The sequence below is a fragment of the Thermostichus sp. MS-CIW-41 genome, from assembly GCF_054058915.1.
Map to the genome: position 1 here is coordinate 96,055 of NZ_JBSSBO010000001.1, position 11,670 is coordinate 107,724.

Below are 11,670 nucleotides of genomic sequence, written 5' to 3' on the forward strand. Positions count from 1 at the left end.
CGGGAAGACTGGCGTTAATCCCTTGGAAACGTAACGAAACAGCTTAGCAAAAATATCACAAGCTTCATCACACTCATCCCTCACACCCAGCGATGCTGACGGGATCCCTGGCACAGCTCTCGGTAGAGCTGTTCCACCTGGCTGAGGTTGTGGCTGAGGGTATAGCGCTCCAGCACCCGCTGGCGGGCCTTCATCCCCAGCAGTTGGGTAAACTCCCGTTGATCCCGCAGCAAAGGCAGCAGCGTTTGCAGCTCTGCTGTCACCCGTGTCGGATCCAGCGGGATCCCAGCTCCATCGGCCAAAACCTCGCCATCGGCACCCACATCGGTGGCTACCGCTGCCACCCCACAGGCCATCGCCTCCAACAGGGACAAAGAGAGCCCCTCGATTAAAGAGGGCAAAATAAACACATCGGCTCCTCGCAAGATCTCGATGCGTTGCTGCTCGTCGGCAATATAGCCCAGCCAGTGGATCCCATGTTGAAGGGTGTAGAAGGGCTTGAGGGTGTTGAGCAGCGGCCCATCCCCCACGATCAGCAGACCACACTTCTCCCCCATTTGGGAGTGTTTCCAAGCCTTGAGCAGGGCCTCCAGGTTTTTCTCCGGCGAAACCCGCCCTTGATAGACGAAGATCCGCTCCAGTCCCAACCGCTGTTTGAGGGTGGAGGGCCCAGGCGCGTACTTGTCCACATCCACACCATTGGGAATGACCACCACCTGCTGGGGGCTCACCCCCAGTTTGACCAAGATCTCCCGTTGCGTTTCCGAGAAGACAATGGTGCGGTGATAGTTGGCCAAACACGGGGCGTAGAGCTGGTAGGCCAAGTATTGGGTGCGAGAGGCGATGTTGCGCCGCCGCCGGTCGAAGGCCGGGTGGAAGGTGGCCACCAGCGGCTGGTTGAGCTCAGCACAGATCTCCGGCAGCACAAAGTCGATGGGAGAAATGGTCAAGGAGGCATGTACCAGATCCGGCTGCAATTCCTTGAGGGCCTGGGTGAGCAACCGCTTGGCGTTGGGGGCCGGGATCGTGTAAATCTGCGACTTGTACAGACAGGGGAGGGAAACGTCTCGACGATCCAGCTCCGCCCTCCAGCCTTCACCTCCAGGATCCAGGGCGGGCGGTTGGCCGTCGTTGGTGAAGTGAAAAAAGCTAACCTGATGTCCCCGATCCAAAAGGCCGTTGGTCACCTCGCGGCTATAGGTGACGTTGCCACAGAAAGGTGTTTTTTTGCCTATCCAGGCGATGTGCATGGGCGGATCCCCGCGGAGCTGAAACACTGAGCTGCAAAGGGAGTCTCGATGCTCAAGCCTCTACAAGAGTAGCAGAGTTAGCTCCTGCCTTGGCCCGTCCCCTCGGAAGAGGATATCCAACCTCGCGCTGCGGCAGGATTTACGAGACCTCTCTGCCCAATAGGCTCCAGGTGTACAGCCCCGCCAGCCCCGTCAGAACAGCCAGGGCCACAAACATCCAGGGAAGGCCAAAGCAAGCTTCCGCCAATCCCGTAAACACCAGCGGCAAACTGAGGGCAATGTTGGCGGCGTTGTTCTGGAGCCCAAAAATCTTGCCCCGCAGATGGTCGGGCGTTTCCTCTTGGATCAAGGTTTGCATCGGCACCGCCACCAGAGCCCCGCCACAGCCCAACAGGGCAATCCAGCCCAAGCTGGGCAGCAGCCAGTGGGTCGTCCAGGAGAGGGCTGCCAGAGCCCCACAGAGCAGCAGGGATCCCAGGCCAACCCAGGCGCGGCGGCTCACCCGTCGGCCCGTATGGCCCACCCAAAAGGCGCCGATCCCCATGCCTAGGCCAGCAGCGGCCAACAACACCCCGAACTGATCCGGCTTCAGCTCTGCCATCACTTCGGCCATGCGCACCGCCAACACTGCCAGCGCCGCAAACAGCGAGTAGAGCACCACCACCTGCACCAAAGCAGCTCGGATCAGGGGCACCTGGCCGACATAGTGCAGGCCCAAGCGGAGATCTTCCCAGAGGTGGGGGACTTCCCAACGCCGGGGCTCTAGCTTCTCGTGGGGTTGCAGCAGCAATAGCAGGGATCCCGCCAAGAGGTAGGCTCCCCCCACCAACAGCTCCGGCCCCACTTCCCAGCCCGGCAACCAATGGCGTACCCAACGATCTGCCAGGGTTAACAGCGGCTCCCCCACGGCAAACCCGACGATCAGCGAAGCCATCATCGTGGTGGTGTACAGGGAGTTGGCCGCCAGCAGCTCTCGCTTCGGCAGGATCAGGGGCAAAGTCGCCTGCTCGGCAGGAGCAAAAAACTGGGTTAGAACCGAGACGGCAAAGCTCACCAGCAACAGCCCCGCAAACCCCAAGGGGATCCCCGGCCAAAGGTCGCGCCCGGCAGTGAGCCAGAGCAGCGGCGGCAACAGCAGCACTAGGATCCCACGCCCCAGGTTGGAGAGCACCAACACCCCTTTTTTCAGCCAGCGATCCACAAATACCCCTGCCAGGCTGCCCAATAGCATCGCCGGCAGCGTAAAAGCCAGCATGATGGCCGAGACCCAACCGCTGATGGAAGCCCCTTCCGGCTGAAATTCGCGGGCAACCAAGCCGATCAGCAGCACCAACAGCACTTTGTCCGCCAACTGGGACCACACCTGCCCCATCCACAGCAGCAGGAAATTGCGCCGGCGCAGCACGGCAAGAAAGTTTCTCAGGCCCGGCTCAGATAGACCTTGATCTTCTTCTTTTTTTGGCGGATCCTCAGGAGATGGCTCTGGCAAGGGATCCCTAGAAGAAGGCTCCGGCGAGCTGAGGGCGGGGCTTGCTGTCGGCTCAGGCCAGAGAGCTTCTGACTTCAGTACCCAAGTTGGCGCTGATACAGGTGGGGGATCCCGGAGAGGGGAAGTTGGGTGGCAGACCCCCGCCTCTCCTTCCGGCCAATCCCATCGTTGCTCCAAAGTCATAGTGCTCCCCAGGTGACCTGCCCACTTCCCCGACGTCGGCCCCGCAGTAGAGCGGGATCCCGTCAGCCAACAAAAGTGGAAATAAGGTGCCCCAATCTTATCTTGGCCTGTCCGCCAATCTACCCGTTCAAATTTGGGAAATCGGCGGGCTTATCGTTGTGCCGCAGACAAGGAGCGCAAGGGATCCGGGATCGACTCGCTTGGAGCCACAAAGCTGCCCTTCTCTACAAAGGTTAAGCGCAGGCTCAGCCAACGAATAAAATCCGCGTTGGTGGATACCACTGCCCCCAGGGGCTCCTTCAACTTGTCCCGCAGGGGCTTTAACTCTGGAGCTTCCATGAAGGCCGGCTGGGGCACCCAGAAGAAATCGACAGGGCAATGGCGCTCCTCGCAGTATCGACGACGCTCCTCCAGCACCTCTTCCAGGGGCTCAGAACGTAAGAAAGACAGGCTGGCAACGACAAAATGATAGGTAGTCGGTTCGGCAGCAGACATAAGATTGCTGTGGAACTGTGTTGAGAATAAAGGCTAGAGCCGGGCGTCCACCGCTCCTTGCAGATCCTCTCCCTCAGAGAGAGGCAGATTTGAGCAGATGCGGAGCCGGATCGCGGGAGCTACACAGCGGCTGACAGTCTTCCAACTGCCGGAGAACGGGTAGCCGCGCCATGACTTCCTCAGGGGGCATGGAGTGTTCTGAAGCCTGCTTGAGGGTAGGTAGAGCCTGAGCTGCCCATTCCCGAGCCCAGGGAGCGGACTCAGGAGTTTCCTTCTCCTCCAACAGCTCTTGGCAAAGGGCAGTTGAGCGCTCCAAGTCACCACTGCCCTGATATGCCATGATCAGAGCTACACGAGCCAAAACGCATTCTTCCGGATCTGCCCTCGAGCCATTGCGCTCGCTCAGGCGGCGGGACAAACTCTCTTGTCTTTCTTGGATGGAACAGCAGTAGCAGAACGACTCGAGAAGGTTGATCGCCTCCAGGTAGCGCTCCTGCTTGAGAGCAGTGATACCGGCGCGGAGGGATCCATGGGGGTGGGACATGAGCCTAAGTACAAGAAAAAGATCTTAGACGGACTTGCACCCAAGGGTTATCCAGTTAGTGGCCCGTCTTCTCATCCAAGGTTTCGTGTCTAAAACTACTATACACCCTCTGGACAAGTGACCGCCGATTTACTCTTCCTCTTAAGCTTGTGGAAAGGGCGCTCAACCTTTACGGGCTAGGGTGTAGGCGCTGACATAGTGAGTTTCTCGGCGCAGCACCGCACAGCCTGCCTGTTGCAGGCGCACCCCCAGATCGTCGTGGATGTAGTCGCGGTAGTAGGGTTCGTGGAAGGTTTGCATAAAGGCTTCCATCGTCTCCTTCAGCTCTGGCGAATCCAGCAGTTGCACCGAGTCGCAGATGACCACCACGCCCCCTGGCTTCACCACCCGACTCATCTCGTTGATGACATTTTGTCTGGCCGGGCCAGGCAGCTCATGAAAGAGAAAAACGCTGATGACGGCGTCAAAGGTGGCGTCGGCATAGGGCATGGCCTCGGCGTTGGCGCGGATAAGCTGGGGCAGCTCCCCCGGCAGCTCCTGCAACAGTCGGTTGGCCTTGCGCAGATAGGCGGGGGAAAGATCCAGACCGTACAAAGCCGCTTTGGGCAGGGATCCCCGCAGCAAGCGCAGCATCCGCCCCGTGCCACAGGCTACATCGAGGATGTGGGGGCTGACCAAGGTGGGATCCAACGCATCTTTGAGCAGGCGAATCACCCGACGGCGCATTGCATCCGCTGTGCCCCCAAACAGCAGCTCCACCTGCAGGTCATAAAGCTCAGCCGAGCTGTCGCTCAGATAGCCGTTGGTTTGGTAATGAAAATTTTGCAGGTAGTATTTCGGATAGCCCTCGGTGGAGATGTCTTGAGAAAACTCTTGGTAACGCTTGCTGTGAACCCGCCGAGTAATTTGCGGCAAATCCAACCACACCTGTGGGTAATAGCGGGCAAAGTCCAGCCAGGGGTTGTCGAACAGGAGCGCGTGAGGGTAGTACCCTGCCTCAGCATCTTGCCAGTCCGCTTGCAGGAGTTGTTCGTAACGGGCCCGCAACACCTGTAGCGTGTCAGCGCTCACCCGCACCTTGGCCCGCGGCGGCGGGGTCCTCCCGGAGGAGAAGCTTTGCAGATCCCTGAGCACGGAGAGCATCAGATCTGAAGCTTGGGTGGAGAGCGCTTTGTGGGCAAAGCCGAAGATGTTTTTGCCCCACTGAAAAGCGCGGTAGGCAGCTTCTCCGACTGGAGATGGGATCGGCAGCGACAGCTCAGGACTTAGTTGTAGGCTCATAACCCTGCAAGGTGCGAATGAAGAATGAAGGCTTAACGTTTGTTTACACTTAATTATAGCAAGGCGGCCACGCCGGGCCGGCAGCCGCTGGGCGCGGGGAAAACCTGGCGGAATTGGATCCCTGAGCACACCCCATCTGGCCAAGCAGGGGAGTACTCTAGTGGTGTCCTCAAAAGGATGTCCCCGATTGCCCTATGAGCTGGAGGAAGGGGCTGATCAGGTCGATTTGATAATGGGAAGAGGGAGCGCCTCAGCATGACAACCAAGACGGTGTTGGTCATTGACGATAGCATCATGATTCGCAAGATGGTGGCCAGCATCTTGGCCGATCAGTTCCAAGTGGTGGAGGCCAAAGACGGGTTGACAGGGCTGGAAGCGGCCAAAAAACATCACCCCGACCTGATCCTGCTGGATTTTGTCATGCCCAAGATGGATGGCTACGACACCTTGCAGGCCATCCGCCGCGAAGACAGTCTGAAAAATACCCCCGTTATCATGATGTCGGGGCTGAAGGAACAGGTGACTGCCCGCATTCCTGAGCCCTTTGCCGATTTTGATTTCATCGAGAAACCGTTTGAGGCAGATGCCCTTTTGGCTCTTATCCAAAAGGTCCTCCAGGTTGCCCCTGCCGCTGCACCGGAGCCGGGATCCGAAACCAACACCCAACTGATTCTGAACCGGCTCACCGCCATCGAGACGCTGCTGATTCAAGGTACGGAAAACCTGATCCAGCGGGAAGTAGTGACGCGGCTTGCCAACCTCAACCAGCGCCTAGATCGTCAGGAGTCTCACAGCGCTAACCTAGAAGAGCAAATCCGTAAGCTCACCAGCGAAGTGGAACGGCACAGCCAGGGCTTAGCCCTAATCGTCAAAGAGCTGCGGCATATCCGTAAACTATTGGGGGGTCTTGATGGCTGAGCAAAGCTTTGAGCGCGCCTACCGACACCTGGATGCGGTGACGGCTCTATTTGTGGCCGTGCTGCTGATCTCCAACGTTGCTTCCAGCAAGATCGTGCTTCTGGGGCCGTTTACCTTTGACGGGGGCACCATTCTTTTCCCCCTCAGCTATATCTTTGGCGACATCCTCACCGAAGTCTATGGCTATGCCCGCTCGCGACGGGTGATCTGGCTGGGATTTCTCTCGGCGGCCCTCATGTCGGTAACGTTCATGATCGTGGGATCCCTGCCTGCGGCCCCCGACTGGCCCTATCAAGAAGCCTACGACCAGATTCTGGGCCTGACGCCCCGCATTGTCCTGGCCAGCTTAATCGCCTATTGGGGAGGCAGCTTTGCCAACGCCTATGTACTGGCCCGCATGAAGGTGTGGACGCGGGGACGGTGGCTGTGGACACGCACCATCGGCTCTACCCTGGTGGGCCAAGCGGTGGATACTGGACTGTTTGTCACCTTGGCCTTCTGGGGGGTGTTCCCTGGCCTGGGCAGCTTAATACTCTCCAACTATGTGTTCAAGTGTGCCGTTGAGGCGGCGTTCACGCCCCTGACCTATGCCATTACCGGCTGGCTAAAGCAGCAAGAACAAGAAGACTACTTCGATGTGGCAACCGACTTTAACCCCTTCCGCCTCCAGCCTGTATCCAGGTGAGTCCATCAACTGCCCCAACGGATTTGGCTTTGAGAGGGATCCTATTTTGGTATAGTCAGAGCGTCATCCTATTTATCCTGCTGCCATCCGGTGTTACCGGGAGCTTTTATCCAAGACAAGACTTTTGTGAGGGATCCGCAAGATGATGCTCGTTTTCCAAATTGCTTTGTTGGTGTTGGTGCTTTACAGCTTGCTCTTGGTGGTGGCGGTGCCAGTGCTCTACAGCTCAGCCAGCGACTGGAGCCGGGCCAAGAATGTGATTTTGGTGGGATCCCTGCTCTGGGTGCTGATGGTGATCGGGGTGGGGGTGCTGAGTTTCCTCAAGTGAAGCCGTAGAAGGGCGAGGGCCAATCCACCGAAGGTCACCTTGTGGTCGCAATCAGCGTTGCGTGGGAGCTGCACCGTGGGTGTGGCGGCCCAAAGTTTTTGTCTGGGATCCTGGACGAACTACGCACTTCCGCACCTCGATAAGCCTTAAGCTCTCTCGGTAGAGAGGATCCCATCCTCTACAATGGACGGCGAGGCGTCGGCCTTGCTTGCCATCGGTCAGGCTGTCTACAGGCCGCGCTAGTGAGCTTTGAAGGTGCTGAGGTGTTTCAACCAGCGGAGGTTTGGGTGTTGAGAGCAGTGATGAGAGCAGGGAAATGTTCGCAGGAACTTGGCCTTGCTCGGCGAGGAATGAGGCTGGCCTTGGCGGGCCTGTTGATGGGGAGCCTGGGATCCCTGATGGTGCCCCATTCTGCAGAGGCGCAGTCGGGTTTGGTGATCACCGGCAGTGAAGGGGTACCTGTCCTCAGCTATCGGCTCGATTTTGGCGGGGTTCGCAGTCGTTTGGATCGCTATCGCCTGACCATTCCCCCCCAGAATGTGGCGGTGGCAGAAGTGCAGATCAACGGGGACAGGAATTTCGATGGCCGCATCGATCCGGAAAGTGTCCGCCTGGAGGTAGAAGGCCGGCCTGTAGAGCTGGATCAAGTGTACTGGAACGAGGAGTTTCGCTCTCTAGAGGTGGTGGCCCGTCAACCCATTGCTGCCGGTCAGGAGATCCGTCTGGTGCTCTCCAACGTGCGCAACCCCTCGTCTGCCGGCATCTATCGGGTGGAGGCGCGGGTACGGGGTACGGAACCCAACCCCCTCTTCCGGAATGTGGGCAACTGGCTGATTACCATTGAAGACCCAGAGCGGATTGGCTTCTGATCTATTGACCCGATGATCTGACCTACTGTTGATCTTTGCGGCGATCCTATAGGCACAGCCCTTTTGCGGGTCTGGGACAGCGACACCCAAGTTCCCGGCCAGTTGGGGTGGGATCCCTCTCCAAGTGTTTGTTCGCCGTGGTATGGGCTGCTGGAAAAAGCCGGAGTTCTGAGTTTTTCTAAGAATGGGGATTGTGCAAATCCGGCAAGTTTGGGTGGGGGAGTGTTTACCTTGTTGCTTGCTGACACCTGGTATCCCAATTGGTGGCAGGCTCTAATTTTGGGCATGGTGCAAGGGATCACCGAATTTCTGCCCATTAGCAGCACGGCCCATCTGCGGGTGTTTCCGGCTTTGGTGGGGTGGCCGGATGCGGGAGCTTCGTTTACGGCGGTGATCCAGTTGGGCAGTTTGGGGGCGGTGCTGATCTACTTTGCCTCTGACCTGCGCCAGTTGATCCTCGGCTCTTGGAAGGCTTGGCGAGAACGAGATTTTCAGCAGGAGCCTTGGCGGCTGTCGGTCGGGATCCTGGTGGGAACAGTGCCAATTGTGGTTGCCGGCTGGGCCATCAAGGCCATTTGGGGATCCCCGCCCCGCCAGTTGTGGGTGATCGCCACTGCAGCCATTGGCTTGGCTTTGTTGTTGGGCTGGGCAGAGCAAACGGGCAAACGCCAGCGAGACCTTCACAGCTTAGGCATTTGGGATGGGATCTGGGTAGGGCTGGCCCAAGCTTTGTCCCTGATCCCTGGGGTGTCGCGCTCCGGCTCGACGCTGACGGCAGGGCTGTTTCTCCATTTGCAGCGCTCGGCTGCCGCCCGTTACTCCTTCTTGCTGGGGATCCCGGCATTATTTTTGGCGGGGGTTGTGGAGTTTATCTCCGAGTTCGAGGCAGAGGCCCTGCTGCCGCAGGGGTTGGGCACTCTTTCTGCTTTTGTCTTTTCCTATCTCTCTATCGATTGGCTGATTCAGTTTTTGCAGCGCAGCAGCACTTGGCTGTTCATCTTTTATCGGATTGGCTTTGGCTTGTTTATTATCTTGGGTTTAGCGCTGGGGTTTCTAAGGCCCTAATCAAGCTCAGTCAACTACAATCCACGGGGATCCCTGAGGTGGTCACTCCTTTCTGGCTGCTTTTCCCACTGAGAAGATTGGCAAAATGGGATCCCTGCCTGAGGAGGTGGAGGCTCAGATTCGGTCTTTATCGGTGGAGCGCTTGGAAGAGCTGGGTCTAGCCTTGCTGGAGTTCCAGTCGTTGATTGACCTCACCACCTGGCTTGATGGATTCAGCCATTAAAGGTTCTCCCCTTCAAAAAAGGGCTCCGTATCATACGCTGACCAATCTAAAGATTGGGCCTGTGTGTTGCAGCGCACTTGCACTTTGTTGAAGCAGATGTTAGTTTCTACTTGAGCATCAGGCTGCAAATCCAGTCTTGCTCTTGTCGGGTGATGAACGGTAGATCCTCCTGAGAGAGTTCCTTCTAGGGATCCCTGCCCTAATTTTGTGTTGCTTGTAGCTCCAATAGAAGGATTGCCGGATCCCTGTGGGGGTCACTTGTGCCACTTGAACTGCTAGAACCAAGGCGATTATGAACGGCCTCAGGATACTGCTTATGTTGATGCTCTCTTCTGTGTTGGTGTTGCTGTGTGGGTGCAGTGGCGGGGGAGGTTCTACCCCCAGTGCAGAAGAAGAGCCCAATCCTGATCCCACTACTGGATTTGTGCCAGAAAATCCGGGTGAGGATCCCTCTCCAGATATGATCCCGGTCGATGAACTGGATAGATTGTTTCCGAATTTGCCACCGGATCCAGGGGAGGCGGGCAAGCAAACTTTGGAGGGGATTGATGCCGATGGAGATGGCGTGCGTGATGATGTGCAGCGCTGGATTTACCGCCGGTATCCCAATGATGAGCTGAAGCGGAAGGCCATGCTGCGATACGCCAAAGCTTTACAGGCAAGCATCGTGAATGTTGACAGGGATAGTCGAGACCAGGTGCGTGCAAGAGTGCTTGATGGTTTCCGAGCAATTCGATGTGCGCGGTTAGCATTTGGCGGGGCAAATGAATTCGACCTGATTGATGAAGTTTCTGAAGCAAGAAGGGAAGTGCAATTTCAAATGCTTAACACCCAGGAAAGAGTTATTGCAGATTTAACTGTTGATGCCAAGTTCTCTGGACAAGTCGTTGGCGCAGAAGAATCGACATGTACTGACCCAATTCGCTAGATTAGTGAGGATAAATGGATGTTCGGTCGAAATACTGTTCGTCTTGTTGTTTTATTGTGCTGTTGCCTGTCTGTACTGATTCTCAAGTCTTGCTCATTACCGAACAAATCAACTATCTACTCAGTCGTTTCTCCCAACCTAGGTTTCAATACTACTGAATCTATTCTTAAGTCTAGAATCTATTATATTAACGGGTTAGCAACTGCAAAAGATGACGCAGAAAGAAATCTTGATAGGATCATTGCTGCCATTGGAGGAAATGAAGAGAATGTATTGATCCGACTCAAAGACAACATTGGGTTCGAGCAAGACATCGCAAACTATCGGCTTGCTTACAACATGGCTTTGGGAGGAATAACTGCGTCTGGAAATGTAACTCAAGCAGCAGACAACCCAACCTTTCAAATCGTTGCATCCATTGCACTCAAGATTCGGGAAGCACTGCCAGAACTGTCAGACCCTCAAGCGTGGCAATATGCTCGTGTTCTTCTAAAAGCCCCAAATGCAAATGATATTCTAAGGCCACTATTGCAAAGGTTTAATGTCCAAGAAACTCTAATTAATCTTCTTGGTCAAACAATTCGGGAATTCGGGATAGAATTGCCGACCAACATCTGGATATGATTCGAAGAAATACTATAGCTTCTCTCTACGACAATTTCATTTGGCCAGCCTTGGATGATGTCAGAGATGGTTATCAACTATCTCTAATTCTCAGGGAACAATATTTGTCGATGCTGCCAAGCGGACAATTGCAAATGCAACCTCTCAGAAGATTGCAGGTTGTTTCTTTGGTGGGGTTCAAGTTGCCCACATGATGGGATCCACAATCTCTAGCCTCAATGACATTCCTCTGTATGTCACCTTTGATGAAGATAGAGTGGTCAATTTGGTTAGAGAGGTTGCTCGAGCCTCTGGTGGAATCTCTGATGCTCAGGGTAATCCAGTCTTACCCAGATCTTTACTTGAACCTTTGGACTGGAATGTGGAGTATTATTTTCTGGCCAATAACCAAGGGAATCCGAGTATTCTCAAGGCCAATCCCAGTCAGGGGCTAGCGGTAGTGGTGGATGGGCGGGTGATACGGGAACAAAATGGTGGAGATTCTGTACCCATCCGGGATATTGACCTACAGGGATCCAACCTAGTGGCTTTGTTGGGTCGGAGTCGCCTTTTGGAAGATGCAGAAGGGTCTTGGCGCAGTGGGTTGGCGCGGGTATCTCCTCAGGGATCCCTGAGTCCGATTTTCCGGATCCCGCAGGATTTTAGCTTGCAGCCGGAGAAGATAGTGGTGGAGGATGCGGGCTTTGGTTTGGTGGCCTGTCCAAGGCTTTCGAGTAACCAGCCAGAATTCTATTCCTGTGCCCTTTACCGGGTGACCCCTAGTGGAGGGTAGGAGCAAGCAGGAAGGC

14 protein-coding genes are annotated in these 11,670 nt (G+C 56.0%); 9 read left to right on the top strand and 5 right to left on the bottom strand.

Features of this window, described 5'->3' with window-relative positions; translation table 11 throughout:
• Positions 1-80 precede the first annotated feature (80 nt).
• The 5 genes from ACVWXE_RS00440 to ACVWXE_RS00460 form a co-directional block, all read right to left on the bottom strand.
• Positions 81-1,250: a glycosyltransferase family 4 protein gene (locus tag ACVWXE_RS00440; protein ID WP_457489357.1), complete on the bottom strand. Its 1,170-nt coding sequence runs from the start codon at positions 1,248-1,250 to the stop codon at positions 81-83.
• A gap of 139 nt (positions 1,251-1,389) precedes the next feature.
• Positions 1,390-2,922: an MFS transporter gene (locus ACVWXE_RS00445; protein WP_457489304.1), complete on the bottom strand. Its 1,533-nt coding sequence runs from the start codon at positions 2,920-2,922 to the stop codon at positions 1,390-1,392.
• Positions 2,923-3,072: 150 nt separating this feature from the next.
• The gene (locus ACVWXE_RS00450; protein ID WP_457489305.1) at positions 3,073-3,417 is read right to left on the bottom strand and encodes an MgPME-cyclase complex family protein; all 345 of its coding nucleotides are present in this window, start codon (positions 3,415-3,417) and stop codon (positions 3,073-3,075) included.
• Between the two features lie 73 nt (positions 3,418-3,490).
• Positions 3,491-3,961 (bottom strand): hypothetical protein, encoded by a 471-nt coding sequence (locus ACVWXE_RS00455; RefSeq protein WP_011433648.1) that lies wholly within the window; start codon positions 3,959-3,961, stop codon positions 3,491-3,493.
• A 162-nt stretch (positions 3,962-4,123) separates the two neighbouring features.
• Positions 4,124-5,242: a class I SAM-dependent methyltransferase gene (locus ACVWXE_RS00460; protein ID WP_011433647.1), complete on the bottom strand. Its 1,119-nt coding sequence runs from the start codon at positions 5,240-5,242 to the stop codon at positions 4,124-4,126.
• A gap of 255 nt (positions 5,243-5,497) precedes the next feature.
• On the opposite strand from ACVWXE_RS00460, the gene ACVWXE_RS00465 reads away from it, so the two are divergent.
• From ACVWXE_RS00465 to ACVWXE_RS00505, 9 genes are all read left to right on the top strand, one after another.
• Positions 5,498-6,160 carry a response regulator gene (locus tag ACVWXE_RS00465; RefSeq protein WP_457489306.1) on the top strand — a complete coding sequence of 221 codons (663 nt, stop codon included), beginning with the start codon at positions 5,498-5,500 and terminating at the stop codon, positions 6,158-6,160.
• Positions 6,153-6,845, top strand: coding sequence for a queuosine precursor transporter (locus ACVWXE_RS00470; protein ID WP_457489307.1), 693 nt, complete (start codon positions 6,153-6,155; stop codon positions 6,843-6,845). The genes ACVWXE_RS00465 and ACVWXE_RS00470 overlap by 8 nt, the downstream gene beginning before the upstream one ends.
• Before the next feature lie 142 nt (positions 6,846-6,987).
• A complete protein-coding gene (gene psbZ / locus ACVWXE_RS00475; protein WP_011433643.1) occupies positions 6,988-7,173 on the top strand; it encodes a photosystem II reaction center protein PsbZ in 186 nt (61 codons plus the stop codon).
• 350 nt (positions 7,174-7,523) lie between these two features.
• On the top strand, positions 7,524-8,042 hold the full coding sequence (locus ACVWXE_RS00480) for a DUF2808 domain-containing protein (protein WP_414331896.1): 519 nt from the start codon (positions 7,524-7,526) through the stop codon (positions 8,040-8,042).
• A 222-nt stretch (positions 8,043-8,264) separates the two neighbouring features.
• Positions 8,265-9,107 (top strand): undecaprenyl-diphosphate phosphatase, encoded by an 843-nt coding sequence (locus tag ACVWXE_RS00485; RefSeq protein ID WP_457489358.1) that lies wholly within the window; start codon positions 8,265-8,267, stop codon positions 9,105-9,107.
• An 85-nt stretch (positions 9,108-9,192) separates the two neighbouring features.
• Positions 9,193-9,330 carry a DUF4351 domain-containing protein gene (locus ACVWXE_RS00490; protein ID WP_414374584.1) on the top strand — a complete coding sequence of 46 codons (138 nt, stop codon included), beginning with the start codon at positions 9,193-9,195 and terminating at the stop codon, positions 9,328-9,330.
• Between the two features lie 316 nt (positions 9,331-9,646).
• Entirely contained in the window at positions 9,647-10,258 is a 612-nt protein-coding gene (locus ACVWXE_RS00495; protein WP_457489308.1) for a hypothetical protein, read from the top strand.
• Positions 10,259-10,276: 18 nt separating this feature from the next.
• The gene (locus tag ACVWXE_RS00500; RefSeq protein ID WP_457489309.1) at positions 10,277-10,882 is read left to right on the top strand and encodes a hypothetical protein; all 606 of its coding nucleotides are present in this window, start codon (positions 10,277-10,279) and stop codon (positions 10,880-10,882) included.
• A gap of 349 nt (positions 10,883-11,231) precedes the next feature.
• Positions 11,232-11,654 carry a hypothetical protein gene (locus ACVWXE_RS00505; protein ID WP_457489310.1) on the top strand — a complete coding sequence of 141 codons (423 nt, stop codon included), beginning with the start codon at positions 11,232-11,234 and terminating at the stop codon, positions 11,652-11,654.
• The last annotated feature ends 16 nt before the right edge of the window (positions 11,655-11,670 follow it).